Annotated in this window: 27 protein-coding genes and 1 tRNA gene; 19 read left to right on the forward strand and 9 right to left on the reverse strand. The window is 67.2% G+C overall.

Annotated elements, in window-relative coordinates; all coding sequences use genetic code 11:
* Positions 1–5 precede the first annotated feature (5 nt).
* From CETAM_RS06275 to xerD, 4 genes are all read left to right on the forward strand, one after another.
* Positions 6–941: a copper transporter gene (locus tag CETAM_RS06275; protein ID WP_156228003.1), complete on the forward strand. Its 936-nt coding sequence runs from the start codon at positions 6–8 to the stop codon at positions 939–941.
* 86 nt (positions 942–1027) lie between these two features.
* A complete protein-coding gene (locus CETAM_RS06280) occupies positions 1028–2644 on the forward strand; it encodes a CTP synthase (RefSeq protein ID WP_156228005.1) in 1617 nt (538 codons plus the stop codon).
* Between the two features lie 5 nt (positions 2645–2649).
* Positions 2650–3315 (forward strand): NUDIX domain-containing protein, encoded by a 666-nt coding sequence (locus tag CETAM_RS06285; protein ID WP_156228007.1) that lies wholly within the window; start codon positions 2650–2652, stop codon positions 3313–3315.
* The gene (gene xerD, locus CETAM_RS06290) at positions 3312–4214 is read left to right on the forward strand and encodes a site-specific tyrosine recombinase XerD (protein WP_156228009.1); all 903 of its coding nucleotides are present in this window, start codon (positions 3312–3314) and stop codon (positions 4212–4214) included. Before CETAM_RS06285 ends, xerD begins: the two co-directional genes overlap by 4 nt.
* Before the next feature lie 261 nt (positions 4215–4475).
* On the opposite strand, the gene CETAM_RS06295 is transcribed toward xerD, so the two are convergent.
* Positions 4476–5465 carry a GIY-YIG nuclease family protein gene (locus CETAM_RS06295; protein ID WP_156228011.1) on the reverse strand — a complete coding sequence of 330 codons (990 nt, stop codon included), beginning with the start codon at positions 5463–5465 and terminating at the stop codon, positions 4476–4478.
* A gap of 144 nt (positions 5466–5609) precedes the next feature.
* On the opposite strand from CETAM_RS06295, the gene CETAM_RS06300 reads away from it, so the two are divergent.
* The 3 genes from CETAM_RS06300 to CETAM_RS06310 all read left to right on the forward strand — a co-directional run bounded on the left by CETAM_RS06300 (position 5610) and on the right by CETAM_RS06310 (position 8403).
* The gene (locus tag CETAM_RS06300; RefSeq protein ID WP_231587607.1) at positions 5610–6578 is read left to right on the forward strand and encodes a hypothetical protein; all 969 of its coding nucleotides are present in this window, start codon (positions 5610–5612) and stop codon (positions 6576–6578) included.
* Between the two features lie 149 nt (positions 6579–6727).
* A complete protein-coding gene (locus CETAM_RS06305) occupies positions 6728–7609 on the forward strand; it encodes a ParA family protein (RefSeq protein ID WP_156228013.1) in 882 nt (293 codons plus the stop codon).
* A complete protein-coding gene (locus tag CETAM_RS06310) occupies positions 7606–8403 on the forward strand; it encodes a segregation and condensation protein A (protein WP_156228015.1) in 798 nt (265 codons plus the stop codon). The genes CETAM_RS06305 and CETAM_RS06310 overlap by 4 nt, the downstream gene beginning before the upstream one ends.
* Positions 8404–8440: 37 nt before the next feature.
* Here CETAM_RS06310 and CETAM_RS06315 read toward each other — a convergent pair whose 3' ends face one another.
* Positions 8441–9004 (reverse strand): GNAT family N-acetyltransferase, encoded by a 564-nt coding sequence (locus CETAM_RS06315; protein WP_156228017.1) that lies wholly within the window; start codon positions 9002–9004, stop codon positions 8441–8443.
* Between the two features lie 88 nt (positions 9005–9092).
* On the opposite strand from CETAM_RS06315, the gene CETAM_RS06320 reads away from it, so the two are divergent.
* The 5 genes from CETAM_RS06320 (at position 9093) to der (ending at position 13646) form a co-directional block, all read left to right on the forward strand.
* Positions 9093–9857, forward strand: a complete 765-nt coding sequence (locus CETAM_RS06320; RefSeq protein WP_156228019.1) for a sulfurtransferase — start codon at positions 9093–9095, stop codon at positions 9855–9857.
* Positions 9842–10408 (forward strand): SMC-Scp complex subunit ScpB, encoded by a 567-nt coding sequence (gene scpB / locus CETAM_RS06325; RefSeq protein WP_156228021.1) that lies wholly within the window; start codon positions 9842–9844, stop codon positions 10406–10408. The genes CETAM_RS06320 and scpB overlap by 16 nt, the downstream gene beginning before the upstream one ends.
* Before the next feature lie 63 nt (positions 10409–10471).
* Positions 10472–11410 (forward strand): pseudouridine synthase, encoded by a 939-nt coding sequence (locus CETAM_RS06330; RefSeq protein ID WP_156228023.1) that lies wholly within the window; start codon positions 10472–10474, stop codon positions 11408–11410.
* Positions 11407–12102 carry a (d)CMP kinase gene (gene cmk, locus CETAM_RS06335; RefSeq protein ID WP_156228025.1) on the forward strand — a complete coding sequence of 232 codons (696 nt, stop codon included), beginning with the start codon at positions 11407–11409 and terminating at the stop codon, positions 12100–12102. Before CETAM_RS06330 ends, cmk begins: the two co-directional genes overlap by 4 nt.
* A complete protein-coding gene (gene der / locus CETAM_RS06340) occupies positions 12099–13646 on the forward strand; it encodes a ribosome biogenesis GTPase Der (protein ID WP_156228027.1) in 1548 nt (515 codons plus the stop codon). The genes cmk and der overlap by 4 nt, the downstream gene beginning before the upstream one ends.
* A 66-nt stretch (positions 13647–13712) precedes the next feature.
* Here the strand turns inward: der and CETAM_RS06345 are convergent, their stop codons facing one another.
* Together CETAM_RS06345 and CETAM_RS06350 are read right to left on the reverse strand one after the other, a co-directional pair.
* Positions 13713–14330 (reverse strand): fasciclin domain-containing protein, encoded by a 618-nt coding sequence (locus CETAM_RS06345; RefSeq protein ID WP_156228029.1) that lies wholly within the window; start codon positions 14328–14330, stop codon positions 13713–13715.
* Positions 14331–14478: 148 nt separating this feature from the next.
* Positions 14479–15291 (reverse strand): class I SAM-dependent methyltransferase, encoded by an 813-nt coding sequence (locus CETAM_RS06350; protein ID WP_156229405.1) that lies wholly within the window; start codon positions 15289–15291, stop codon positions 14479–14481.
* Between the two features lies 1 nt (position 15292).
* Between CETAM_RS06350 and CETAM_RS06355 the strand changes: the two genes are divergently transcribed.
* From CETAM_RS06355 to CETAM_RS06385, 7 genes are all read left to right on the forward strand, one after another.
* Positions 15293–16753, forward strand: a complete 1461-nt coding sequence (locus tag CETAM_RS06355) for an ABC transporter transmembrane domain-containing protein (protein WP_156228031.1) — start codon at positions 15293–15295, stop codon at positions 16751–16753.
* Entirely contained in the window at positions 16750–18498 is a 1749-nt protein-coding gene (locus tag CETAM_RS06360) for an ABC transporter ATP-binding protein (RefSeq protein WP_156228033.1), read from the forward strand. Before CETAM_RS06355 ends, CETAM_RS06360 begins: the two co-directional genes overlap by 4 nt.
* Complete coding sequence (locus tag CETAM_RS06365) at positions 18495–19334, forward strand: alpha/beta hydrolase family esterase (RefSeq protein ID WP_156228035.1); 840 nt, start codon at positions 18495–18497, stop codon at positions 19332–19334. Before CETAM_RS06360 ends, CETAM_RS06365 begins: the two co-directional genes overlap by 4 nt.
* An 11-nt stretch (positions 19335–19345) precedes the next feature.
* A complete protein-coding gene (locus tag CETAM_RS06370) occupies positions 19346–20383 on the forward strand; it encodes a diacylglycerol/lipid kinase family protein (RefSeq protein ID WP_156228037.1) in 1038 nt (345 codons plus the stop codon).
* Positions 20384–20474: 91 nt separating this feature from the next.
* Positions 20475–21455 (forward strand): ABC transporter substrate-binding protein, encoded by a 981-nt coding sequence (locus tag CETAM_RS06375; RefSeq protein ID WP_156228039.1) that lies wholly within the window; start codon positions 20475–20477, stop codon positions 21453–21455.
* Positions 21452–22363 (forward strand): ABC transporter permease, encoded by a 912-nt coding sequence (locus CETAM_RS06380; protein WP_156228041.1) that lies wholly within the window; start codon positions 21452–21454, stop codon positions 22361–22363. Before CETAM_RS06375 ends, CETAM_RS06380 begins: the two co-directional genes overlap by 4 nt.
* A 2-nt stretch (positions 22364–22365) precedes the next feature.
* Positions 22366–23157, forward strand: a complete 792-nt coding sequence (locus tag CETAM_RS06385) for an ABC transporter ATP-binding protein (protein WP_156228043.1) — start codon at positions 22366–22368, stop codon at positions 23155–23157.
* 9 nt (positions 23158–23166) lie between these two features.
* Here the strand turns inward: CETAM_RS06385 and CETAM_RS06390 are convergent, their stop codons facing one another.
* The 5 genes from CETAM_RS06390 to CETAM_RS06410 form a co-directional block, all read right to left on the reverse strand.
* Complete coding sequence (locus tag CETAM_RS06390) at positions 23167–23751, reverse strand: protoglobin domain-containing protein (RefSeq protein ID WP_156228045.1); 585 nt, start codon at positions 23749–23751, stop codon at positions 23167–23169.
* Between the two features lie 149 nt (positions 23752–23900).
* A complete protein-coding gene (locus CETAM_RS06395; protein ID WP_156228047.1) occupies positions 23901–24269 on the reverse strand; it encodes a thioredoxin family protein in 369 nt (122 codons plus the stop codon).
* A gap of 69 nt (positions 24270–24338) precedes the next feature.
* Positions 24339–24412, reverse strand: a tRNA-Pro gene (locus CETAM_RS06400).
* A gap of 67 nt (positions 24413–24479) precedes the next feature.
* Complete coding sequence (locus CETAM_RS06405; protein ID WP_156228049.1) at positions 24480–24851, reverse strand: YchJ family protein; 372 nt, start codon at positions 24849–24851, stop codon at positions 24480–24482.
* Positions 24848–25993 carry a bifunctional alpha/beta hydrolase/OsmC family protein gene (locus CETAM_RS06410; protein WP_330221209.1) on the reverse strand — a complete coding sequence of 382 codons (1146 nt, stop codon included), beginning with the start codon at positions 25991–25993 and terminating at the stop codon, positions 24848–24850. Before CETAM_RS06410 ends, CETAM_RS06405 begins: the two co-directional genes overlap by 4 nt.
* Between the last annotated feature and the right edge of the window lie 33 nt (positions 25994–26026).

The raw sequence follows: 26026 nt of genomic DNA on the forward strand, positions 1-26026 counted from the left end.
AAGACATGGCACGAGGAAGTGGAAAGGCCGGATGGCTGGTCGGTGGACTGGGATTCGGTGTCGCTGCCGGCGTGCTGCTGGGCACGTTGGTGATCGCCCCCAACATGCCCGAGGGATCCGGACCTTCGGCCGGCGTCCCGCAGCAGGATCTCGAGGCCGCGAACGTCCGCGCCGACATCGCCGAGGCGCAGATGGCCTCCGCTGACAGTGTGGTCGGTGAGCTGGCCACCTCGGCGGTTGAGGGCACGCTCGCTGATCGTCCCATCCTGGTTATCCGGACCGTGGACGCGGTCGAGGAGGATGTGGCGGGCGTCGAGAAGCTGCTTTCCGACGCCGCCGCCATCGACGCGGGCACCATCACGCTGGGCGAGGAGTTCTTCACCAGCGCCGGGGCCGATCAGCTCAAGTCCATCGTGGCGAACACTCTTCCTGCCGGGGCGAGGCTCTCGGAGGACCGCCTCGACCCGGGTCTGCACGCAGGGGAGGCGCTGGGCTCCGCGCTCACGCTCGACCCGGGGACGGGGGAGCAGCGGGCCACCTCGGATGAACGGGCCCTGCTGCTGCGTGCGCTGCGGGACGCGGGATACCTGGACTACGAGGACGGTACGATCCTGCCCGCACAGGTCATCGTGGTGGTCACGGGTGATTCGGACGGTGGCGGCGAGGCCGGGCTGGCGGCCCGCAACCTGGCTGACTTCGTCTCGGCCCTGGACGGCAGCGGTAACGGTGCCGTCCTGGCCGGACGGATCCGTACCGCCGCGGACACCGGCGCGGTCGGTCTGGTCCGCGCGAACCCGGAGAACGGGGTCTCCACCATCGATTCCGTGGACCGGGCCGTGGGAAAGATGGCCACGGTGCTTTCGGTCCGTGAGCAGCTGGCGGGGGAGACCGGGGCCTACGGTTCGGCCGAGTCCGCGGAAGCGGCCAGCCCGGCGCCCTGAGCCGGGGGGTATTCCTATCTGTTGATAGATAGGTTATTCTGAGGTTCCGTAGTGCTCCATCATCCACGGACCCACGGGAGGCTCACATGCCTGAATCCACTCGCCACATCATCGTCACCGGAGGAGTCGTCTCCTCCCTGGGCAAGGGGCTCACGGCCGCCAGCCTCGGCCGCCTGCTCACAGCCCGCGGCCTGCGGGTGACAATGCAGAAACTCGACCCGTACCTCAACGTCGACCCCGGCACGATGAACCCCTTCGAACACGGAGAGGTCTTCGTCACCGACGACGGCGCCGAAACAGACCTCGACCTGGGCCACTACGAGCGATTCCTCGACCGGGATCTGACCCGGAACGCGAACGTGACCACGGGAGCGGTGTACTCCTCGGTCATCGCCAAGGAACGCCGCGGCGGATACCTGGGCAGGACGGTGCAGGTCATCCCGCACATCACAGATGAGATCCGCGACCGGATGGTGGCGGTCGGCGAAGGCGTCGACGTGGTGATCACCGAGATCGGCGGCACTGTCGGGGACATCGAGTCCCTGCCCTTCCTCGAGGCGGCACGGCAGTTGCGCCACACCGTCGGCCGGGAGAACATCGCCTTCATCCACGTCTCGCTCGTCCCCTACCTGGCGCCCTCCGGGGAACTGAAGACCAAGCCCACGCAACACTCGGTGGCCACGCTGCGCTCCATCGGCATCCAGCCCGACGCCATCGTCCTGCGCTGCGACCGGGAGGTGCCCGAGGGGCTCAAGCGCAAGATCGCGTTGATGTGCGACGTCGACGAGGCCGGCGTCATCTCCTGCGCCGACGCCCCCTCCATCTACGACATCCCCGAGGTCCTCCATACCCAGGGTCTGGACTCCTTCCTCCTCGACCGGCTGCGTCTACCGGACGGGGAGCCCGACTGGCGCAGCTGGCAGGACCTGCTTGACCGCGTCCGCCATCCGAAGGGGACGGTGACCGTGGGCATCGTGGGCAAGTACACCGAACTGCCCGACGCCTACCTCTCGGTCATCGAGGCCGTCCATGCCGCCGGCTTCCATCACCGGGTACGCGCCGAGGTGGTGTGGATCCCCGCCGACGAGTGCGCCGACGGGGCCGCCGCAGCCCTGGAGGGGGTGGACGCCGTGATCATCCCCGGCGGCTTCGGCCACCGCGGCATCGAGGGCAAGATCGGTGCGGTCAGCTACTGCCGCACGCACCGGCTGCCGATGCTCGGCATCTGCCTGGGTCTGCAGACCGTCGTCATCGAAGCCGCACGTGCCGCCGGGCTGGTGGGCGCCACCTCCACCGAGTTCGACCCGGAGACCGACACCCCGGTCATCGCGACGATGGCGGAGCAACGCGCGGCCGTGGCGGGCGAGGCCGACCTGGGCGGCACGATGCGCCTCGGGGCCTACCCGGCCACTCTCGTGGCGGGCTCCGTCGTCGCCGGGACCTACGGCGAACTCCAGGTCAGCGAACGCCACCGCCACCGCTACGAGGTCAACAACGCCTACCGCGAGGAGATCACCGCCGGCTCAGGCCTGCAGTTCTCTGGCACGTCACCGGACGGCCGACTGGTGGAGTTCGTGGAATACCCCCGCGAACAGCACCCCTACCTGGTGGCCACACAGGCGCACCCGGAGTTCCGCTCCCGGCCGACTCGGGCACACCCGCTGTTCGTGGGGCTGCTGGGCGCGGCACTGTCGGTAGATTAGTCAGCATGACAAGCCCCGGCACCCATGATTTCCGCGTCCTGGACAGCGAGCTGCTGCTCGAGTCCCCGATCCTCGCGGTCCGTCGCGACACCCTCGCGATGCCCGGCGGAGACACCGGACGCCGCGAGATCGTGGAGCACTTCGGGGCGGTCGCGGTCGTCGCGGTCCGCGACAACGGGGAGATCGCCCTGGTACGGCAGTACCGCCACAGCGTGCGGGCCCGCCTGTGGGAGCTGCCCGCCGGGCTTCTCGACGTCGACGGCGAGGACGAGATCTCCACGGCACAACGCGAACTCGCCGAGGAGGCGGCCCTCGCCGCCGACCGTTGGGACGTGCTCTGTGACCTGGTGACCTCGCCCGGATTCTGCGATGAGACCGTCCGCGTGTTCCTCGCCCGCGATCTGCACGACACGCAGCGCGGAGAGGTGGAGCACGAGGAGGCCGACCTGGTCCTCGAGTGGACCCCGCTCGCCACGGCACGCGACATGATCCTGCGTGGTGAGATCATGAACGCCATCGCCATCTCCGGAATCATGACCGCCTCCGAGGTGCTCGCAGGACGGGCCACCCCGCGGCCGGTCGACGTGCCCAACCCGTGGCGGCCGACGGCACTGCCGCGGCGGCGTCGGGAAGCAGGGCTCGGCCCGGACCTGAAGACACTGCCCCTGTGACCACCGCGCGCGAATGCGCGGCGACGTGGCTGGACCATCTCGCCGTGGAGCGTGGGCTGTCGGCCAACACGCTGAGCAACTACCGACGCGACGTCGAGCGTTATCTCACCTGGCTGGAGGCGGCCGGGCGCTCCGGACTCTCCGACGTCTCCACCCCTGACGTCGAGGCCTACGTCGCCGACCTGCGTCGCTCCGGGCTGGCGGCCACGTCGACCGGACGGGCGCTCGTCGTCGCCCGCGGCCTGCACAAGTTCGCCGTGCGGGAGGGCATCGTCGGCGTCGATGTCGCCGCAGAGGTCTCCCCGCCGCAGGCCGGGCGTCATCTGCCGGACACATTGAGCGTCACGGAGGTGGCGCAGCTTCTCGACGCCGTCCCCACCGACGACCTCGCCACTCCCGTCGACCTGCGGGACAAGGCGCTGCTGGAACTGCTCTACGGCACCGGCGCGCGCATCTCGGAGGTCACGGGCCTGCTTGTCGACGACCTCACCGACTGCGACGGCATCCTGCGCATCACCGGCAAGGGCGGCAAACAGCGGCTCGTCCCCGTCGGATCCAAAGCACTCGAGGCCGCCGACGCCTACCTGGTGCGGGCCCGCCCGGCCTTCGCCAGGGGGAAAAGTCACGCCCTGCTGCTCAACACCCGGGGTGGGGCGCTGTCCCGGCAGAGCGCGTGGGCGGTGCTCAAGACCGCGGCACAGCGCGCCGGGCTGGACAAGGAGATCTCACCGCACACGCTGCGCCATTCCTATGCCACCCACCTGCTCGAGGGCGGCGCCGACGTCCGTGTAGTCCAGGAACTCCTCGGCCATTCCTCGGTGACCACCACACAGATCTACACCCACGTCACCGCAGAGAACCTCCGGCAGGTGTGGCGGGAGGCGCACCCCAGGGCCTGAATTCGGTCGGATCCGCCCGATCAGAGTCTCAAGAAGGGTGGTCTCGTCGCGGCCATTCTCACCGACGACGAAGATGCGTGTGCCCGGGGACAACGAGAGCGATAGATGAGCGATGATCGTTCGGTGCCGAGATTCACGGAGACGTCATCGGCCATCAACCGGGCACGATAGCGTGCCGGAAGAGGAAATCCATGGATAGGCCTTCTGTACTGAGCTGTGCGGAACAGATAGATGTGCTGCAGGGTGCGTGCGTGGGCCTGACTACTTCCGCTGACGATGCTCCCAAATCTCCAGCAAAGCTTCGCGTGTGAGTTCCTTGGAATGCCAGCGACGGAATAGTCCGGCCGTGCCGGTCCGCATCAGCGCAACAGCCAGAGCGCGGGCATCTGCCAGAACGTCGGGGTTGCTCTCTAGGAGGCCACGGAGAGACCCAGTCTCGAATTCAGCTGCGGTTACAGTCGCCTTAGGATATGTGAGGTTATAGGCGAGAACTTCTATCCCCTCCGGCTCTTCAAATGTAAACAGCATGGATGAGTCCGGATCTTCGTCCCGGAGTTCTGGCCAGACGATCGTATTCAGACAGCTTCGTTCTCCAAAAGCTCTGATGCAGCGGAGCATTTCCAGAACGCCCACGTTGACCGTGTAGAAGCGACCTCCATTTGTGGACGGACAGTCGGAGACAGTCCAGTATTTCTCCATCGTTGCGAGTGGGTCGGGGAGCACGAGATCAATGAACGCGGCAACATCGGCCAGACATTCCCCGTACATAGGGAGCCTCGACATCTTTGAAGCTCCCGGCGGAAGGTCCGCAATCGCGCGGGCCATTTTCCGCTCCGGTACCTGGCTGGCTGTCCGGTGGAGATATTCGGAATCCGCCCAGTGGTACTGGTCGACCGGCGAAATGACCTTGTCCAAGGGGGACACTTGTTCGTGGAAAAGATTCATCGCTTTATTGCGGAGGGGACACCCCTCACGCTTTAGGGCCTGAATCACTGTTGTTTCGCGGACATTCAATTCGGCGGCGGGGTACGGCGTAAAAGAAATGTGGGTGATGTCATGCCACGCAGGGTGATGCGCGGAATTCCTGCAATGGGACACAAACCGTTTGCGTACGTCGACAGCTTGTCCGACATAGGACTCACCATTTTCGAATTCGAGGACATAGATTCCGCAGGGATCTTCATTACCGATAAGGGCAGAGATGGTGTTGAGACCCGTGACCGCCCATCGACGGGGCGTGCTCGAAGGCATGACGACACCTCTCTGCTGGTCTATTACTTTTGACTCTCATTTTACGGAAGTTGATGTCCAGGTTCCGGGAGTTTGCATGCAGCACTCGTGAACGGGGGGCGGTAGGGTGAGCAGTCGATTCCGGACACCCCACGAAAGGACACCGTGCGCCGCGTTATCACGATCGCCACCTTCATCGCTCTCCTGGGAACGGCACCTGCCGCCGCAGCGCTCCCGGCACTTCCCCCGGGGGTCAACGTCCAGGAGGTCGTCGGCGCGCCGATCTCGGTTCCGGCCGGGCAGACCACCACCGTCGATCTCGGGGTGCCGGTGAGCGTCAGCTACAACTCCGGCGGTTGGTCGGTCACCTCTGCGGGCACGGCCGTCTCGGTCACGGCGCCGGCGGAGGGAGGAACCAGCATCGTGGTCCCGGTTTCTGCGGCGGGATACAGCGCGAACCTGACCCTGGTGGCGGAGGAGGGTGCCTCCGTCCCCGCGTCCCCCGCGTCCCCGGGTCCCACCGGGGGCGGAGAAGCTCCCGGGAGTGGTCCGGATGAGTCCTCCGCAGGATTGTCGGAAGGTACGGCAGGAAGGGTGCCGGGGGAGACGTCCCCGGACGACGGTTCCGCGGCCTCCGCGGCGGACCGCAGCGGCGCCGAGCTCATCGAATTGGAGTCGACGGTCGAAGGTAACCGGATCGTCGCCTCCCTGGGGATGATGCAGGCGCTGAAGCTGCTGAACCAGTTCAAGGACGTTTCCCGCGACGGCCTGACGCTGCGCTACCTGGACGCGGAAGGACGGCTGATCAAGGGCGTGGCCCGCGACATCGACGAAGGCTCGCGGACACTCACGCTGACCTACCCCGAGGGCGAGACCCCCGACAACCCCTTCATCATGGAACTGGTGCGTGATGGCGCCGCCGTGGCCGTGGTCACCCTCACTGATCCGAACGTCCCGATCGACGGGGGCGCGGATGACGGCGATCCCGCGTCGACGGCGCGCGCAGAAGCGGCAGGTGTGGCCGGCGGGGACGTGACGGGCGTCGCCCAGCTTGCCGGGGCGGGAGTTCTCGGCCTCCTGGTCATCGTCGGAGTGGTGTTCTTCCTCGCCCGCCGCAGACGCGGACGTGACTGAGGAGGGCCAGTAGAACGCCCTTAAATCAAGTTTCAGGGCTTGATCATTTTCGGTTTCGACGTGTCTCGCGGGTCGACAGTGCGCACGATGTAACCTATTGAACAGCAGAGGTGCTCAGCGCCGGAGTGGATTTGGTCAAGGAAGAGGGGATGACTGTGAGCCGAGAGGGACAGTCCGATGATCACGATGTTGAGCTCGGCCTCACCGGTCGGCCGATGCGTGAACTTCCAGAGCTGGAGCCGCTGGAGAAGCACGGGCCCGCGAAGATCCTGGCGATGTGCAACCAGAAGGGCGGCGTCGGAAAGACGACGTCCACCATCAACATGGGCGCCTGCCTCGCCGAACTCGGCCGCAAGGTTCTGCTCGTCGACCTCGACCCCCAGGGCGCGCTCTCCGCGGGCCTCGGCGTGATGCACGACGAACTCGACATCACCGTCTACGATCTGCTCCTGGACAACCAGACCTCCATCCACTCGGCCATCCATCAGACGGGTATCCCGAACATGGACCTGGTGCCCGCCAACATCGACCTGTCGGCGGCTGAGATTCAGCTGGTGAACGAGGTCGGGCGGGAACAGACCCTCGCCCGTGCGCTGCGCCCGGTGTTGAAGGAATATGACTTCATCATCCTCGACTGCCAGCCCTCCCTCGGGCTGCTCACCGTCAACGCGCTCGCCTGCGCCCACGGCGTGATCATCCCCATGGAGTGCGAGTACTTCTCGCTCCGTGGCCTGGCGCTGCTCACCGACACCGTGGAGAAGGTCGCCGACCGGCTCAACTTCGATCTGGAGATCGTGGGCATCCTGGTCACCATGTTCGACCGCCGTACCGGCCACGCCCGGGAGGTCATGTCGCGCGTGGTCGAGGTGTTCGGGGACAAGGTCTTTGATGCGGTGATCACCCGCACCGTCCGCTTCCCGGAAACATCGGTGGCCGGTGAGCCGATCATCACCTGGGCGCCCAACTCCCAGGGGGCGCAGCAGTACCGCCACCTGGCGCGAGAGGTGCTGGAGCGGACCGCCAAGCGGTGACCTCGATCCCCGGGCCAGGGTTTCGGGTCGCCCTGAACAATTTCGAGGGCCCGTTCGACCTGCTTCTCCACCTCATCGGCTCCCGGAAGCTCGACGTCACCGAGATCGCACTCGCTGAGGTCACCGACGACTTCATCGCCTACACCCGTGCCCTCGGCGCGACTGCGGACCTGGATGAGACCACGGAATTCCTCGTTGTCGCGGCAACGCTGCTCGACCTGAAGGCGGCCCGGCTCCTGCCGCGGGGCGATGTCGATGACGTCGATGATCTGGCTCTCCTGGAGACCAGGGACCTGCTCTTCGCGCGACTGCTCCAGTACCGTGCCTACAAGCAGGTGGCGGACTTGTTCGACCGATGGCAGAAGAAGGCTCTGCGCCGCTACCCGCGTGCCGTCGGCCCGGAGAAACAGTTCGCGGACCTGCTGCCCCCCGTCACCCTCGGCCACACTCCGGCCACCTTCGCCGAGCTGGCGGTGGGCGTCTTCCGCCCCCGGCCCCCGGAACAGGTGGGGACCTCACACCTGCACCAGGTGGAGGTGTCCGTCCCCGAACAGGCCGGGCGCATCCTGGACACTCTCCGCCTCATGGGGGCAGACCACTGGGTCACCTTCCCCGCGCTCGTCCGCGACTGCACCGTCTCCATGGAGATCGTCGGGCGATTCCTCGCACTCCTTGAGCTCTACAAGGCGCAGGCCGTGGAAACCCGGCAGGAGGAGCCGCTGGGGGAGCTGTCGGTCTCCTGGACCGGGCTCGAGGTGGATCCCACCGTCGTCGCGGCCACGAACTGGGACTGAGGGGCGGGAGGATGGTCCCGCCCGGTGTCCGCAGACCTCAGGGTCGTGCCTTGAGGAACTCGAGGATCTCCGGAGGGAGGTCCCGGTCCGCGTAGATACGCACGTCCGGCTCGGTCGGATCCTCCTCGGTGCCGACGCGACGACCCTCCCAGACCGGCGTGAAGCCGAGCTTCTCCAGGATGCGCGCGGAGGCCGGGTGGTTGGTGGTGATGCGCGCGGTGACGGGGGTGTCAGGGTCCATGCGGCGCACGGCCTTGAGGGCGGCCTCGGCGACCTCGGTGGCGTAGCCGTTGCCCCACTTGTCGGGACGGAAGCGGTACTTGAGGTCCCAGACGCGGCCGTCGACAAGCTCGATGCCGCCGACGCCGATGAACTCGGAAGGCTGGTCCCGCAGGTAAACGCCCCAGGGGCCGAGATCCTTCGCCGCCCAGGAGGCCTGGGTGCGGCCGATGAGCTGGTGGGTTTCGCGGACGTCCTCGTGACGTGCATGCGGACGGTGGGTCCAGAGTCGCTTGTCGCTGTAGACCTTGTAGGCCTCTTCGTCGTGCTTGGCGCTCAGGGGCATGAGGATGAGTCGCTCGGTTCGGGTGATGGTAGCCATACGCGCATGTTACACACATCACATAGTCCTACAAAAGTGATTAGCAACAAAAACTTCGCCGAATGTCACACGGCCTAGACTGACTGGCATGAATCCGTTGATCACGGCAGAGGAACTCGCGACGCTGCTGCGCGACAACCCGCCCGTCATCCTGTGCGCCTCCATGGGGCCGCATCCACCGAAATTCGGCATCCCGGGATCGCACCTGGCTGATCTGGAGGGGGATTTCTCCGACCGGGACAGCCCGCTGCCGCACACCGCGCCCATGGACCTCACCGGACTCTTCGGGTCCTACGGGGTATCGGACGGCACAACGGTGGTGATCTACGACGATCAGGCCGGTGCGACAGCCCCGCGTGTGTGGTGGCTGGCGGAGGTTGCGGGCATCCACGCCCGCGTCCTCGACGGCGGCCTGCCCGCCTGGCGTCTCGCCGGCGGGGCGGTCGAAGAACTGGTCCGGCCGACCGGGCGGGGAACGCTCACCGCCGGAGGCCGGCCCCATCTGCTGCACAACGCCGCCCGCGTGGCCGAAGGCGACCGCCTCATCGTTGACGCACGCTCGGCGGGTCGTTTCGCGGGCACCGAGCCGGAACCCCGCGCAGGCCTGCGGGCCGGGCACATCCCCGGATCGGTCAACCTGCCCTACGTCCGGGTCTATGACGGTGCCGGGCGGATGCTTCCGGAAGGGGAGTTGCGGGAGCTGTTCCATGAGGTCGTCGACAAGGAGGAGGCATTGACCTTCTCCTGTGGTTCCGGGGTCACCGCATGCGTCACGGCGCTGGCGGCCACCGTCGCCGGTTACCGGGACCTGGCGGTCTACGAGGGCTCATGGGCGGAATGGGGTCGACTGTGAGCGAGCTTCCCCTGATCAGTCAGCTGCGCGCCCGACTCGAATCGGTCCTGCTGGTCGTTGACTCGCCGGTGACCGTCGGCACTCTGGCACGCGTGCTGGATGCGGAGGAGGCCACCGTCCTCAGCGTGCTCAGGGCCACGTCGGCGGAATTCGATGAGCGTGGTTCCGGCTTTGACCTCCGGGAGAACACAGAAGGGTGGCGCCTGTACACCCGCCCCGTGAACGCACCCGTGGTCGAGCATTTCCTGCTGGACGGCACCCAGACAAAACTCTCCCGCGCCGCGTTGGAGACCCTGGCGGTGGTGGCCTACCGTCAGCCGGCGACCCGGTCGCAGATCTCCGCGGTCCGCGGCGTCAACGTCGACGGCGTCATGCGCACCCTTCAGCTTCGGGGGCTGATCAGGGAGGTCGACGTGGAGGAGTCGACCGGAGCCCACCGCTACACCACGACCGAACTCTTCCTGGAACTTCTGGGGATCGACTCGCTGGACAGGCTGCCGGACCTGGCTCCGCTGCTACCCGACGTGGACTCCATCGACGAGGAGTTTTAGGCCTCCGTCCGGTAGGGTGTATCAGAACCAACTTCATAGTCGATTGAGAAGGACACGATTCCCGTGACTCCACCCGCTCGCCGTGACGGCACACCGGAAAACCAGGGCAAAAAGCCCCGTGCATCCGAGATTCCGCTGTCCAACGCCCGCCCCGCCCGCCGTCAGAATGTCACCGCCGATGAGCGCCGCCAGAAGGCCGTCTCCGCCCGCTCCGTCGCCGAGAGTCTCGGCGCGGACTGGCTCTTCGAGGGCGAGAACGCCCCGGGGGCCGAGGGGATGCGCCTGCAGAAGGTGCTCGCCCAGGCGGGTGTCGCTTCCCGCCGCCACGCGGAGGTCCTCATCGAGAAGGGCCGCGTCGAGGTCAATGGCGAGGTCGTGAAGGTCCAGGGCACGCGCGTCAACCCGAACGTCGACGTCATCCGCGTCGACGGTGTGCGCATCAACGTCAACGAGGACCTGGAGTACTTCATCCTCAACAAGCCCCGTGGCGTCCTGTCCACCATGTCCGACGACGCGGGCCGTTACTGCGTGGGCGATATCGTGGCCGAGAAGATCGCCTCCGGCCAGCGCCTCTTCCATGTCGGTCGTCTCGACGCCGACACCGAGGGCCTGCTGCTGCTGACCAACGACGGCGAGCTGGCCAACCGCCTCATGCACCCGAAGTACGAGGTTGTCAAGACCTACCTGGCCACCGTGCTGGGCGAGGCCGACCGCAAGCTCATCCGCACCCTCAAGGACGGCGTCGAGCTCGAGGACGGCCCGGCCAAGGCCGACTACGTCCAGATCGTGGACACCCACGAGGGGCACTCCCTCCTGCGCATCGAGCTCCATGAGGGCCGCAAGCACATCGTGCGTCGCATGCTCAAGGCGGCCGGTTACCCGGTCGAGCGCCTGGTGCGCACCAAGATCCACACCGTCCAGCTCGGCGAGCAGAAGCCGGGGAGCCTGCGTGCCCTCAACGATTCCGAGCTGACCTCCCTGTACAAGGTGGTGGGAATGTGACCTTGGCGAACATGCCCGACGGTGGCCTGATCCTCGCCGTCGACGGCCCCTCCGGCACCGGCAAGTCCACCACCTGCCGGGCACTGGCCAAGCGTCTCGACGCCTGCTACATCGACACCGGCGCCATGTACCGCGTGGCCACCCTCGCTGTGCTTCGCGCGGGAGTGGATCCGGCAGACGTGGCGAAGGTCATCGACGTCACCCGCGACCTGCCCCTGTCCGTGAACAACGACCCCGATTCCACCGAGGTCCTGCTCGGCGGGGAGAACGTCGCCGACGAGATCCGCGGAGCGGAGGTCACCCGGAACGTCTCCGCCGTCTCCGCCGTGCCGGAGGTCCGCGAGAACCTCGTCGCCCTCCAGCGCCGGCTGGCCGTCGACGCGCAGCGTGCGATCGTCGAAGGCCGTGACATCGGCACCGTCGTGCTTTCCGACGCCCCCGCGAAGGCGTACCTCACCGCCTCGGCCGAGGTGCGTGCCCGTCGTCGCTACCAGCAGGACCGCTCCGCCGGCCGGGAGGCCGACTTCGGCACCGTGCTGGCGGACGTGATCCGTCGTGACGAGATGGACTCGTCCCGTGCCACCTCACCCCTGCGTCCCGCTGAGGACGCCACCATCATCGACACCTCCGAGATGACCCTCGACCAGGTGCTCGAGACCCTCATCGAACTCGTGAAGGAGTCCTCCCGATGACTGAACAGAACAACCACGAGGACGAGACCCAGTTCGTCTTCCACACTGCCGACGGCGGAGAAATGGACGCCGAGGGCGTCTTCGTCGATGAAGAAGAGCTCGCGCCCGGCGAAGGGTGGGCCTCGAAGGACTTCGACGCCGAGGACTTCGAATTCGAGGAAATGACCGAGGAGCAGTGGGCCGCCCTCGAGGACCGCCTGGGCATCGAGAACGAGAAGCACCTCGAGGAGGAACTGTGCACCGTGGCCGTCGTCGGCCGCCCCAACGTGGGTAAGTCGACCCTGGTCAACCGCTTCATCGGCCGTAGGGAGGCCGTCGTCGAGGATTTCCCGGGTGTGACCCGCGACCGTATCTCCTACCTCGCGGAGTGGAACGGCCGCCGCTACCTGGTGCAGGACACCGGCGGCTGGGATCCCAACGTCAAGGGCATCCACGGGGCCATCGCCCGTCAGGCGGAGGTGGCCATGGAGACGGCTGACGTCATCGTGATGGTCGTGGACACCAAGGTGGGTATCACCGAAACCGACGCCGTGATGGCCAAGATGCTGCAGAAGGCCGATGTCCCGGTCCTGCTGGTGGCCAACAAGTTCGACTCCGACAACCTCTACGCCGACATGGCCGAGTTCTATGCCCTGGGTCTCGGCGACCCGTGGCCGGTCTCAGCGCTCCACGGCCGAGGTGGAGCCGACGTGCTCGATGAGGTGCTGGCACGGTTCCCTGAGACGCCGCGCCGCGCATCCATCGTCGAGGGCCCGCGCCGCGTGGCCCTGGTGGGCAAGCCGAACGTGGGCAAGTCCTCGCTCCTGAACAAGGTGGCCAAGGAGGAGCGCTCGGTCGTCGACAACGTCCCCGGCACCACCGTCGACCCGGTCGACACCCTCGTCCAGCTGGACAAGAAGCTGTGGAAGTTCGTCGACACCGCGGGTCTCCGCAAGAAGGTCCATACCGCGCAGGGACACGAGTACTACGCATCCCTGCGTACCCGCTCGGCCATCGACGCCGCCGAGGTGTGTGTCATGCTGATCGACGCCTCCGAGCCCATCTCCGAGCAGGACCAGCGCGTCCTGACCATGGTGCTGGACGCCGGTAAGGCGCTGGTCATCGCCTTCAACAAATGGGACCTCATGGACGAGGACCGTCGTGACGACCTCGACCGCGAGATCGACCAGCAGCTGCTCCACCTGCCGTGGGTGACCCGGATCAACGTCTCCGCGCAGACCGGTCGCTCCCTGCAACGACTCGAGCCCGCCATGATCGAGGCCCTCGAGAGCTGGGACAAGCGCATCTCCACCGGGCAGCTCAACAACTGGCTGCGCGAGGCCATCGCGGCCAACCCGCCGCCGATGAAGGCAGGTCGACTGCCGCGCGTCATGTTCGCCACCCAGGCGTCGACCCGCCCGCCGGTGATCGTGCTGTTCACCACCGGCTTCCTTGACGCCGGTTACCGCCGCTACCTGGAGCGCAAGTTCCGCGAGCGTTTCGGTTTCCATGGTTCGCCTGTCCGCATCGCCGTGCGTGTGCGCGAACGCCGTCAGCGTAAGTAAGTCGTTCCACAACGATGCCCCCGACCGGATTTCACGGTCGGGGGCATCGTTGTGGGGTGTCAGTGATCAGAGGGTGGGGAGAAGCACCGCGTCGAGGACGTGGATCACGCCGTTGCTCGCGTCGACGTCAGTGTCGACGACATTGACACGGTTGCCCGAGTTGTCGACCAGGGTGACCTGATCGCCCTCGACCTCGATGGTGAGCTCCGCGCCCTGGACGGTCTGGACCGACTCGCCGTCCATCTCGAGGACGTCGGCGGCCATGACCTCACCCTCGATGACGTGGTACTTCAGGATCTCAGCCAGGTCGCCGGTGGGATCCGCCAGGAGCTCGTCGAGCGTGCCTTCCGGCAGTGCGGCGAAGGCCTCATCGGTGGGGGCGAAGACCGTGAACGGTCCCGGACCCTTGAGGGTCTCCACCAGGCCTGCGGCCCCCAGGGCCGTGGCCAGGGTGGTGAAGTCCCCAGCTGCGACCGCGGTGTCCACGACGTCGGTGGTGGCGGCGTCCGCCTCGGTGGTGGTGGTCTCCGTTACTTCGGTGGTCTCGGTTGCCTCAGTCGTCGTGGTCTCCTCCATCGTTGCCGTGGTGGTGGCCGCAGACTCGTCAGAGTCGGTCGACTCTGCACAAGCTCCGAGGGCAAGGGCAAGGCTGACTGCGCCGGCTGCTGCGATGATGCGCTTCATGAGGAACCTTTCATTGTGGTTAAGGTCACTTTTTGCGACACAAACTATCTTGCCAGGCTTAGTATTGCCATGTCCACAAGTCCGGGAAAATTCAGCAAACTGACAGGTGGAAGATGCCGTCCGCCAACCTCCTGAATCCGGCCTGTCTTCACGCTCTGGACAGCACGAAGGCATCCGTCCGGTAGGGGATCGGCAGCAGCTGTCCCTCCTGGAATCCGAGACGGTCGAACAGGTACCAGTCGAGGTTGCGGGTCATCCGCTCACGGATATTCTCCGGGGAACGCAGCCAGTAGGAGCGGGTCTGCATGAGCCGGTGCACGTCGCCGGTACGCAGATGCTGGACCCAACCCGTGCGCAGTTCGGAGGAGATCCGCCAGGGGGGGTGCACCTCGGGCAGGAAACCGGGGCGCTGGATGTCGCCCGAATGCATGATGCGGGCCAGGCGCAGAATCCACGGGTGGGAGACGTCCAGGTTGTTCCACACCAGCACCACCCGCCCCTCGGGACGCACCACGCGGTCCAGCTCGGCGCAGGCGGTCCGGGCATCCACCCAGTGCCACGTCTGGGCGCAGGTGACGGCGTCGACGGCGGCGTCGGCAAGCGAGGTGGCCTCGGCGGTGGCCCGCCAGACCGGGATGCCCAGACGCGAGAGGACCCGGACCATGTCGGCGCTCGGGTCGGATGCGAGGACGTCGTGACCGGCGCCGATGAGTTGGGCGGTCAGCTTGCCGGTGCCGGCGCCGACGTCCAGAACCGTGTGGTGACCGGCCACGAGGTCGACGACGTCCGCCGGATAGCCGGGTCGGACATTGTCGTAGGTGTCCGCGCCGGTCCGGAAGGCGGAGGCGGAGCGGTACCGGTGGGCGTCGTCGAGAAATTCCGGTGCATCCTTGGCGGAGGCGGGCCGGGAGAGGGAATCGCGTGGCACGGGGACAAAGTTACCTGTCGTATGCTTGATCATCATGAATCGACTTCCCGCAGCTGACGATCCACGTTGGTTGCCCAGGACGGTGATGTCCCGGTGGCGGTGGACCGTTCCCTCCGGGCTCCTCATGGCGGTGAGTTTCCTGAGCAACGGGTTATCGCCGGTGATCATCGGGCAGGCCATCGATGACGCCGTCGCGACGCTCGACCCGCGGCGGTTGTGGATGTGGATCGGGGTGCTCGCGGGGACCTTCCTGGTCGGCATCGTGGCCAGCTGGTTCGGCCGTCGGCTGCTCAACCGCTCGATGCTGGTGATCGGCCATGACCTGCGCATGGAGGTCACCGACCGGATTCAGCACCCGCGCGGTGTGGGCGGGCGGCGTCGCACCGCAGGAGAACTGCTGTCGATCGCCTCCTCGGACACCCAGCGGGTGGCTGACGCGGTGTTCATGACGGTGTTCCCCGTGGCGGAGGTGGCCTCCATCCTCTACGTGGGTGCGGTCATGCTCACGATCAACGTGCCGCTGGGCATCGCCGTCATCGTCGGGGGGCCGGTCATCGTGTGGGTCGCGCTCAAGGCCGCAGGACCGCTGCGCCGCAGGTCGACGAAACGGCAGCGCGCGCTGGCCCGGGCGGCCGCCACGGCGACCGACGTCGTGCAGGGCCTGCGGATCCTCAAGGGGCTCGGCGCCGTGGACATCGTCCGCGGGCGTTACCGCTCCGTGTCCGACGAGGCCTATGAACGCACCGTCGACGCCAATGCAGCCCAGGCCCGACTCAACGTCACCACCGACACCACCGGCTCCCTCTACGTGATCGTCATCGCGGTGACGGCGGCATGGCTGGCGCTCGAGGGACGCCTGAGCATCGGCGAACTGATCACCATCATCGGGCTCACGCAGTTCATCATCATGCCGATGACGATGCTGGGCAAGAACATCGCCTCGCGGTGGGCCGCGGCGCAGGCATCGGCGACCCGTATCAGGGAGGTCCTGGATGCCCCCTACGAGCTGGGCCCGGAACGTACCCACGTGCCGCCCCTGCCCCTCGGCCTGTCCGTGGTGACGGCTCCAGCTCCGGAACAGATCATCCTGGCCCCGCGCGACCGGGTGATCGTCGCGCCCCATTCCGCGGACCTGTTCGAGGGCTCCGTCCTGGACAACGTGCATCCGGACGCTGACCGGGCACGGGCCGCGCTGCACACCGCGGCGGTGGAGGATCTCCCCGGCGGCCCGGAACGTGAGGTGGGGGAGAACGGCCGGAACCTCTCCGGCGGTCAGCGACAGCGCGTGGCGCTGGCCCGTGCCGTCGCCGCCGATTCAGACGTACTCGTTCTGCAGGATCCCACCACAGCGGTCGACTCGGTGACGGAAACCCGGATCAGCGGGCGGGTGGCCGGTATCCGGGAGGGCAGGACAACCGTGGTGTTCACCGACGCCCCGGCATGGAAGGCGGTGGCCGACCGGGTGGTCGCCAGCGCGGAAGAGCTGATCGCATGAGCGACCTGAGATTCCCGCTGGCAGACTTCGCCCAGGTCCGCCGGGAGGTGGGCCGACAGATCAGCGCAGTGCCCGGCGCGCGGGCACAGGCACTGGTGTCGGTCCTGCTGCTCAGCCTGGGTGCGGGGGCGAACGTGGCCATCCCCTGGCAACTGGGCAGGATCGTCGACCTGGTCATCCAGGAAGGCACCGGTCTCCTCACGGCCGGCGTGTGGCTGGTACTGGCGGCCGTCGCCGGCGCCGTGTTGAGTGCCCTCGGGTTCTTCCTGGTTTCCCGGCTCAGTGAGCGGATCATCGCGAGTCTGCGCGAGGAGATGGTGGGTACCGCCCTGGGGCTGCCGGTCCACCGGGTGGAGGACGCAGGCAGCGGTGACCTGGTGTCCCGCTCCACCGACGACGTCTCCCAGCTGTCCTCGGCGGTGACGGAGACCGTCCCCATCCTCAGCAGTTCACTGTTCACCATCCTGGCCACGGCCGTGGCACTGGTGTCGCTGAACCTGCAGTTCCTGCTGATCCTGGTGGTGGTCGCGCCGATCTACTTCTTCGCCGCCCGCCGTTACCTGCGGATCGCGCCGGGGCGGTATGCCGCGGAGCGGGCGTCCATGGCGGACCGGGCCCGCAGGCTGCTCGAAGCCATCCACGGCCGCCACACCGTCCGCGCCTACCGGATGGAGGCGAGGATGCACGAGAACATCCGCCAGGCTTCGCAGGCGGTGGTGGACAACGGGTTCTCCGCCCGCCTCTCGATGATCACCCTCCAGGTGTGGATGTCCGTCGCGGAGTTCCTCATCCTCGCCGGTGGACTCATCGTCGGATTCCTGACCGTCCGCGACGGAGCTCTCACAGTCGGCGCCGTGACCGCCGCGATGCTCATGCTCATCCGCCTGCGCGGTCCGCTGATGATGTTCATGCGGGTACTGGACACGGTGCAGTCCGGGTACGCGTCGCTGACCCGCATCGTCGGCGTGGTCATCGACCCACCCGCCGCTGTCCCGGATTCCGGGGCCCCGGCGAAGGTGGGAGAGGTGGTCATGGACCAGGTCAGTTTCAGCTACGGCTCCGGCTGGGCCGTGCGTGACGTCTCACTGCGCATCCGCCCCGGCGAGACGGTTGCGCTGGTCGGCGCATCGGGCGCCGGCAAGACCACCGTCGCCGCGCTCCTGGCCGGGCTGCGCATTCCGGACGCGGGGACTGTCACCATCGACGGGGTCGAGGTGTCCTCGCTTTCCGACGCCGAGCGCGTCGCCCGCCTCGCCATGATCTCCCAGGACGTCCACGTGTTCTCCGGCACCCTGCGCGAGGATCTCACCCTGGCCAGGCCGGAGGCCACCGACGAAGAGCTCATCGACGCACTGCGACGGGTCCGCGCGGACTGGTTCCCGGAGCTCGCCGAGGGGCTGGACACCGAGGTCGGTGCCCGCGGCCACCAGCTCGACCCCGTGGCAGCCCAGCAGCTGGCGCTGGCGCGTATCCTGCTGCTGGATCCGAAGGTGGTCGTCATGGATGAGGCCACCGCCGAATCGGGCTCCGCCGGCGCCGGTGACCTGGAGGCGGCGGCCGAGGAGGCCACACGCGACCGCGCCGCCCTGGTGGTGGCGCACCGGCTGGATCAGGCTGCGCGTGCAGACCAGGTTCTCGTGATGGAGGAGGGACTGATCGTGGAAAGCGGCACGCACGCCGAGCTGGTCGCCCGGGGTGGCCGGTACACCGACCTGTGGACGGCCTGGGCGAGGGGCCGCGCATGAGGTTCGCGCCTGCCCTTGTTGTCCTCACCTCGCTGCTGCTCGCGGGGTGCAGCAGCCCGCAGGGGGAGCAGAGGGAGACCACGGCGTCAAGAAGCGTCGGCTCCCCGCAGAAGACCCGCCAGGCCACGCTCACCGTCGACGGCCGGGATCGTCACTACCGCCTGTCCACCCCGGAGGGTTTCTACCGCGGAAAGCAGTGGCCGGTGATCTTCGCCTTCCATGGCTGGGACGGGACTGCCGCAGCGCTGGAGGAGACCACGGGACTGAGCGGGGCCCGGGCGGTGGTCATCTACCCGGACGGCGTCGACCGTGCCTGGGCCCCGGCGCCCTACGCGAAGACGAGCGGGAAGGAGGACCTCGCCTTCGTGCGCGCGCTGCTCGACGACGTGGTGTCCACCTACCCGGTCGACCGGAGGCGGATCTTCGCCACGGGCTTCTCCAACGGCGGGGGATTCGCCGCCTACCTCAGCTGCCGCATGCCCGACACCTTCCGCGCGGTCGCCCCGGTGGGCGCGGCCTACTACGAGTCGATCCACGCGGACTGCGCGGAGCAGCCGGTCGCCCAACTGGACATCCACGGCACCCACGACGACGTCATCGCCTACCACGGCGGCAGACGCCACGGCATGGGCTACGAGTCCGTTCCGGAGGTCCTCGACGGCGTGGCCCGGCGCAACGGCTGCGAGGGGACTGTGATCACCCGCAGGAGCCAGGAGGTCCTCGAACAGCACTGGCTGGGCTGCCGACTTCCCCTGGTCCACCTGCGTGTGGGCGGCGGCGCACACGTGTGGCCGGACATCGCCACAACAGAGGTACGGGCCTTCTTCGGTGTGTAGCGTGGGGGCTTATGAGTCCCAACGATTCCGCACGTCGCGTGGCCGTGGTGTTCAACCCCGTCAAGGGCGACACCGAGGAACTGAAACGCCTGGTGGTCGCGGCCGCCGCTGAACACGGCTGGCAGGAACCGGTCTTCCTGGAGACCTCCGTGGAGGACCCCGGTTTCGGCCCCGCACAACGGGCGGCCGACGACGGCCACCACATGGTGCTGGCGGCCGGGGGAGACGGCACGGTCCGGGCCGTGGCCGCCGCGCTGCGCGGCACAGACGTCTCGCTAGCCGTCATCCCCGCAGGCACCGGCAACCTGCTGGCCCGCAACCTGAAACTGCCCCTCGACATCCCCGAGGCGGTGGAGACCGCCTTCGCCGGGCAGGACACGCGCATCGACGTCTGCACGGCCCTGCTCACCCGACCCGACGGCGAATCCGAGGAGCTGGACTTCATGGTCATGGCCGGCATCGGCGTGGACGCGGGGATGATCGTCAACACCGACGAGGACCTGAAGAAGCGGGTGAAGTTCCTGGCCTACGGCGTGGGCATCGCCAAGTCCCTCACCGGCGGTCGCCGCATCCGTCTGACCTGGCAGCTGAACCACGGCCCGGCGCGGCAGACCCGCGTGCATTCACTCATCGTGGGCAACTGCGGCGACCTGGTGGGCAGCATCCCGCTGCTTCCCGACGCCGTGGCCAACGACGGCCACTTCGACGTCGTCTCACTGCGCCCCACAGGACTGCCCGGCTGGCTGCAGATCGTCGGACAGCTGGCACTCCACATGGGCAGGAAGACGCGCAACCGGCTGGCGCGCCGGGATGAGCAGGTCACCGGCGGTGACAATGACATCGAATCCCTGCGCTACGCCACCGGTACCCGCCTCGAGGTGACCCTCGCGGAACCGGAGGTCTTCGAGGTCGACGGTGACGAGGTCGGCGAGGTCTCCGCATTCACCGTGACCATCGAGCCCGGGTGCCTGGTCGTCCGGGAGCCCGTTCCCCCGCCGACGGCGGAGCCGGGGGAGCCGCGTCCCGGCACCAGGGCGTTCGGCTCATGATTCTTTAAGGCGGGTCGTAGCGGGTGTGACATGGTAGTTAAGTAGATTGAACTACGTAGCAGATCACACCTGGCCCCGGAAGGAACCACTCATGTTCTCATCTCGCACCAAGGTGGCGGCCGGCCTCAGCGCCGCCGCCCTCTTTCTGACCGCCTGCTCCTCTGATTCCGACACCTCCACGGACGCCTCGGGCGACGGTTCCTACACCATCGGCATCAACCAGCTCGTCCAGCACCCGGCCCTCGACGCCGCCACCGCCGGCTTCAAGGCGGCCTTCGACGACGCAGGGGTGGACGTCACCTTCGACGAGCAGAACGCCAACGGCGAGCAGGCCACCGCGCTGACCATCGCCCAGCAGTTCGCCGGCAAGGACCTCGACATGGTGCTCGCCGTGGCCACCCCGGCCGCGCAGGCCACCGCCCAGAACATCACCGACATCCCGGTCCTGTTCACCGCCGTCACCGACCCCGTCTCCGCCGAGCTGGTCGATTCTGAGGAGGCCCCGGGCGCCAACGTCACCGGCACCTCCGACGTCGCGCCCATCGAGGATCAGCTGGACCTGCTCAAGGAGCTCGTCCCGGACGCCCGGACCGTCGGCATCGTCTACGCCTCCGGCGAGGTCAACTCCCAGGTTCAGGTCGAGGCTGCCCGGGAGGCCGCCGGCCCGCGCGACCTGGAGATCACCACGCAGACCGTCACCACCGCCAACGACATCCAGCAGGCCGTCGAGGCCCTCGGCGACGTCGACGCCATCTACGTCCCCACCGACAACATGGTCGTCGCCGGCATCGCCTCCCTGGTCCAGGTCGCCGAGCAGAAGCAGATCCCGGTTATCGCGGCCGAGGCAGGCACCGTCGAGGGCGGCGCAGTGGCCACCCTGGGCATCGACTACACCGAGCTGGGCCGCCAGACCGGCGAGATGGCTCTGCGGGTGCTCCGCGACGGCGAGGACACCGCCACCATGCCGGTGGAGAAGGCCACCGAGTTCACCTACGTCATCAACGAGGACGCCGCGCAGCGTCAGGGCGTGACCATTCCGCAGGCGATCCTCGACGAGGCCGAGACCGTATGATCGGCGCCGTCGAAGTCGGCCTCATCTACGGGGTGATGGCACTGGGCGTCTACCTGACATTCCGGGTCCTCAACTTCCCCGATCTGACGGTCGACGGCAGTTTCACCACGGGGGCGGCCACCGCTGCCGTGGGCATCCTCAACGGCTGGCACCCGGTGCTGGCCACCCTGGCGGGTTTTGTCACCGGTTTTCTCGCCGGTACGGTCACCGGGCTGCTGCACACCAAGGGCGGCATCGACGGCCTGCTCGCGGGAATTCTCACCATGATCGCCCTGTGGTCGATCAACCTGCGGATCATGGGCGGGGCGAACATCCCGATGCTCCGCCAGGAGACGCTGTTCACCCCGCTCCGCGACGCCGGCATTCTGGGCACCTGGGCCGGCGCGGCCATCATCGCCGTCCTCGTCTCCCTGCTCGGCCTGATCGTGGTGTGGTTCCTCACGACCGACCTGGGCCTGTCCCTGCGCGCCACCGGCGACAACGGCCAGATGATCACGTCTTTCGGCGTGTCGACGGACTTCACCAAGACCCTCACACTGGCACTGTCCAACGGCTTCGTCGGCATGTGCGGCGCGCTCGTCGGGCAGTACCAGGGCTTCGCCGACATCTCGATGGGCATCGGCCTCATCCTCGTCGGACTGGCCTCGGTTATCCTGGGCCAGGCCATCCTCGGCCAGCGGATGCTGTGGATCGGGGTGTTCGCCGTCATCGTCGGTGCCGTGATCTACCGCATCATCATCTTCCTGGCGCTGCAGGTCGGCCTCGACCCCAACGACATGAAGCTGATCACCGCCCTGCTGGTCATCATCGCCCTTTTGGTACCGCGTTGGAAGGGCCTGACCAGTCGTTTCGGACGCAGACCCGCCACCGCGGTCGGCGCCAGAGTCCCGGCCGGAAAGGCGGTCTAGGAATGCTCACCGTAGACAACATCTCCAAGACCTTCTTCCCGGGCACCGTCAATGAACGCGTGGCACTCGACGGCCTGAACCTGACGCTCGAGGAAGGCGATTTCGTCACCGTCATCGGCTCGAACGGTGCGGGCAAATCGACGCTGCTCAACGCCGTCGCCGGACGTCTGTTCGTCGACTCGGGCACCGTGCAGATCGACGGCAAGAAGGTCAACAGGCTTCCCGAGTACAAGCGTGCCCGCTACGTCGGCCGCGTCTTCCAGGACCCCCTGGCGGGCACCGCCCCGAACCTCACCATCGAGGAGAACCTCTCGTTGGCGCTCCTGCGCGGCAGGCGCAGGGGGCTCGGACGGGGCCTGAACCGGAAGCGGCGTGAAGAGTTCGTGGACAAGCTCGCCGCCCTCGAGCTCGGCCTCGAGGACCGCCTGCCCGCGAAGGTCGGCCTGCTCTCCGGCGGCCAGCGCCAGGCACTGTCGCTGCTCATGGCGGGGTTCACCAACCCCCGGATCATGCTTCTCGACGAGCACACCGCCGCCCTCGACCCCCAGCGCGCCGAGCTGGTCACCGGCCTGACCGAAAGGATCGTCTCCGAAGGAGGGCTGACCACCCTCATGGTCACCCACAACATGGAACAGGCCATCCGGCTGGGCAACCGCCTGATCATGATGCACGAGGGGCGCATCGTCTACGAGGCCGACTCCGACGTGAAGTCGAGGCTCACCGTGAAGGATCTGCTCCAGGAGTTCACCAAGATCAAGGGAGCGACGCTCTCCGACAAGGCGTTCCTGGGCTGAGCCGACCCGCTACCAGAGGTCCCCGGCGAACGGGCGTGTCCACAACACCAGTGTGACCGTCACCGCCTTGAACCACGCCTGGTGCATGGCCTCCACCTCGGCCTCGTCCGTGCCGTCCTCGGCCAGGAACTGCCGCACCGACAGCGTGACCGGCACGACGAGGGCGAAGATATGGCTCATCGGTACATGGGGGACCGGTGAGTCCACGTTGTCCGTCCGGTTCTTCTTGCTCGTGTGGTGCCGGAGCGCGATCTCCTCCTGGTACGCAAGCCACCGGGCATCGAAGTCGCGTGTGCACAGGTCAACCACCCAACGTTCGAAGCGTTCCCGCACCGCAGCGAGATAATCGCCGTCCGGTTGGCCGTCCGCCCCCTGGAAGACGGACACCAGGTGCGGAGTGGAACCGATGAAGCCGTACCAGACGTCCATCAGCTCCGCCACGCGAGGCTTGAGGATCTCACCTGCACGCCTGATCGCCGCGACATCGGCCTCCGACCACATGACGTCCGTGAGTAGTTTATTGAGCTGGTCTTCAGTAACGGGGGAGGCCGGCAGCTCTTCGTCATAGCTGTAGCCCGCAGGGGTGTCGCTCATGAGTGTCTCCCACATGGTTTTGACCGGAAAAGTTTCTGTGTGATCTCGACCATAGAGGGCGGGTGCGTGCTTGGCAATGGGGTGGCGGCGGACCGGTGCGGGGACAGTTGGCCTGGCGTGCAGAACCCCGCGGGGTCAAGACCCGACGGTCACAGACTCCGCACGAAAGCGGTGAACTCCTTCTCGCGGTACATGAGGTCGAGGAACCGCGGGGCGTCCGGAATCGTGCTGAAGGTGCCGGACTCCGGGCGGGGAGTGGGGTCCCGGTAGATCAACTCACCGTCCCGGTAGATGAGCAGAACGGGGATGGTGGAGCTCTCCAGGTCCTTGACCAGCAGCTGCTGGATCTCCACCTCGGCGTCCCCGAAGGACACCGTGGGAACCGCCTCCGCGGCAGCCTTGAAGATCCGGTGAAAGCGCAGGCACGGCCCGCACGAGGTGGACCAGAAATTGACCAGGACCAGCCCGTCCCGGTGGATGAACTCGTCGAAGGTGTCGTAGGTCAGGGGGGTGATCATGGTGGCCCCGGCTCTCGGAAATGCGAAACAGGTCAGAAGGTAATTCTATACCCTCTGACCTGCTATTTGTCGGACTGACAGGATTTGAACCTGCGACCCCTACACCCCCAGTGTAGTGCGCTACCAAACTGCGCCACAGTCCGCCGTCGCACCTGAAGTGCAACGTTGTTCAGGTTACAACAATGTGATCCCTTTAGGCGAATCCGCTGGTCAGGATACATCTCCGGCGGTGTAGAACCAGGCCCCGTCGATGCGGCGGAAGGTGGAACGCTCGCGCTGCGAACCAGCCGGCGATCCCTTGTAGAAGGCCTCGAACTCGACGACGCCCTCCTGGTCGAGCGGGCCGCCGCCAACGACCTCCAGTACGTCCAGGCGGTAGAACTGCACGGGCAGATCCACCAGGGTCAGGTCGTAGGGTCGGGTGTCGGGATCCCAGGTGCGCAGGAGGTACCCGGCGTCCCGGGTGACGAAGGCGGTGAATCGGGAGCGCATGAGTGTCTCGGCGGTCGGGGCGACGGCGCCGGCGTGGTAGCGGCCGCAGCATTCGTCGTAGCTCAGGCCTGTGTTGCAGGGGCACCTCATGCGGGAATGTCCATGATCTTGGCGCCGGCGAGCATGGCCTCGACGGGGGAGGTGCGGGCGGCGTTGATGAGCCTGCGGCGCTGGGCGTCGCTGAGGTCGCCGTAGAGGGCGATCTTGCGTTCGAAGACATTGCGGGAGGCGTTGATGATGGTGACCTCGACGTCGTCGAGTTTCATGCCGGTGGCGGCCTCCCGGATGGCGTGGGTGGAGGCTGCGGCGAGCGCGGACATGAGCAGGTCGACGGGGGAGTGTCCCAGGCCCTTGCCGCCGCTGGTCTTGGGCAGGTCGGCCTTGAGCTCGCCTGCGCGGGAGTTGAGGACCACACCGTATTTGGTGCCGGCCGCGACGTGCGACCTCACTTCGTCGGTTCCCACCGTCGGGGCCTCGTGGGAGGGGCGGAGATAGGGCCGTGCCCACCTGGCGATGGTGTGGCCGGCCTGTTGGGCGGAGTCGCCGCGTGTGAACAGGTGGTCGACCTTGTCCATGGTGACCAGGGACTTGGGGAAGCGGGTCACCCGGAAGATCTTCTGCGCGTTGTCCACGCCGACGGTCTGGTCGACGGGCGAATGGATGAGCATGAGCGGCTTGCGCAGGGTGGGCAGGTAGGCCTCGGGGTTGTTGTCCGCGAGGTCCTCGAGGAATTCGCGGGAGATGTTGATGTCCCGGCCCGCGAGGGTGACGGTGACGGAGCCCTCCTTCTCGGCTTCGTGGACGCGGTCGGCGAAGTGGAGGACGGAGTGCGCCGGGTCGAAGGGGGCGCCGAGGGTGGCGACGGCCGCGATGGAGGCCATCTCCGGGAGGGTCGCGGCCTTGAGGGCGGCGGCTCCGCCGAGGGAGTGTCCGAGGAGGAGCTGCGGGGCCTCGTGGTTGTCGGCGAGCCACCTGCTCGCTGCGACGATGTCGTCGACGTTGGTGGTGAACGTGGTGTCGCCGAAGTCACCTTCTGACTGGCCGAGGCCGGGGAAATCGAAACGCAGCGCGGCGATCCCGTGCTCGGCGAGCGTCTTGCACACCCGCGAGGCCGCGGGCACGTGCCGCGAACAGGTGAAACAGTGCGCGAACACCGCGTAGGCGATGGGCGGGGAGTCCGGGTAATCGATCGTGCCGGCCATCATCGTCCCCCGTGCGGAGGGAATTTTCACGCTCACAGAATGCATGTCCCCAAGAATAGCCAC

This window comes from Corynebacterium comes (assembly GCF_009734405.1).
Taxonomy (GTDB): domain Bacteria; phylum Actinomycetota; class Actinomycetes; order Mycobacteriales; family Mycobacteriaceae; genus Corynebacterium; species Corynebacterium comes.

Excerpts from the sequence above, each read along its gene's own strand:
- CETAM_RS06275 (WP_156228003.1), top strand. The coding sequence starts at position 6 with ATGGCACGAGGAAGTGGAAAGGCCGGATGGCTGGTCGGTGGACTGGGA.
- CETAM_RS06280 (WP_156228005.1), top strand. The coding sequence starts at position 1,028 with ATGCCTGAATCCACTCGCCACATCATCGTCACCGGAGGAGTCGTCTCC.
- CETAM_RS06285 (WP_156228007.1), top strand. The coding sequence starts at position 2,650 with ATGACAAGCCCCGGCACCCATGATTTCCGCGTCCTGGACAGCGAGCTG.
- CETAM_RS06295 (WP_156228011.1), bottom strand. The coding sequence starts at position 5,465 with ATGCCTTCGAGCACGCCCCGTCGATGGGCGGTCACGGGTCTCAACACC.
- CETAM_RS06305 (WP_156228013.1), top strand. The coding sequence starts at position 6,728 with ATGACTGTGAGCCGAGAGGGACAGTCCGATGATCACGATGTTGAGCTC.
- CETAM_RS06315 (WP_156228017.1), bottom strand. The coding sequence starts at position 9,004 with ATGGCTACCATCACCCGAACCGAGCGACTCATCCTCATGCCCCTGAGC.
- CETAM_RS06320 (WP_156228019.1), top strand. The coding sequence starts at position 9,093 with ATGAATCCGTTGATCACGGCAGAGGAACTCGCGACGCTGCTGCGCGAC.
- scpB (WP_156228021.1), top strand. The coding sequence starts at position 9,842 with ATGGGGTCGACTGTGAGCGAGCTTCCCCTGATCAGTCAGCTGCGCGCC.
- der (WP_156228027.1), top strand. The coding sequence starts at position 12,099 with ATGACTGAACAGAACAACCACGAGGACGAGACCCAGTTCGTCTTCCAC.
- CETAM_RS06345 (WP_156228029.1), bottom strand. The coding sequence starts at position 14,330 with ATGAAGCGCATCATCGCAGCAGCCGGCGCAGTCAGCCTTGCCCTTGCC.
- CETAM_RS06350 (WP_156229405.1), bottom strand. The coding sequence starts at position 15,291 with ATGATCAAGCATACGACAGGTAACTTTGTCCCCGTGCCACGCGATTCC.
- CETAM_RS06355 (WP_156228031.1), top strand. The coding sequence starts at position 15,293 with ATGAATCGACTTCCCGCAGCTGACGATCCACGTTGGTTGCCCAGGACG.
- CETAM_RS06360 (WP_156228033.1), top strand. The coding sequence starts at position 16,750 with ATGAGCGACCTGAGATTCCCGCTGGCAGACTTCGCCCAGGTCCGCCGG.
- CETAM_RS06365 (WP_156228035.1), top strand. The coding sequence starts at position 18,495 with ATGAGGTTCGCGCCTGCCCTTGTTGTCCTCACCTCGCTGCTGCTCGCG.
- CETAM_RS06370 (WP_156228037.1), top strand. The coding sequence starts at position 19,346 with ATGAGTCCCAACGATTCCGCACGTCGCGTGGCCGTGGTGTTCAACCCC.
- CETAM_RS06375 (WP_156228039.1), top strand. The coding sequence starts at position 20,475 with ATGTTCTCATCTCGCACCAAGGTGGCGGCCGGCCTCAGCGCCGCCGCC.
- CETAM_RS06380 (WP_156228041.1), top strand. The coding sequence starts at position 21,452 with ATGATCGGCGCCGTCGAAGTCGGCCTCATCTACGGGGTGATGGCACTG.
- CETAM_RS06385 (WP_156228043.1), top strand. The coding sequence starts at position 22,366 with ATGCTCACCGTAGACAACATCTCCAAGACCTTCTTCCCGGGCACCGTC.
- CETAM_RS06390 (WP_156228045.1), bottom strand. The coding sequence starts at position 23,751 with ATGAGCGACACCCCTGCGGGCTACAGCTATGACGAAGAGCTGCCGGCC.
- CETAM_RS06395 (WP_156228047.1), bottom strand. The coding sequence starts at position 24,269 with ATGATCACCCCCCTGACCTACGACACCTTCGACGAGTTCATCCACCGG.
- CETAM_RS06405 (WP_156228049.1), bottom strand. The coding sequence starts at position 24,851 with ATGAGGTGCCCCTGCAACACAGGCCTGAGCTACGACGAATGCTGCGGC.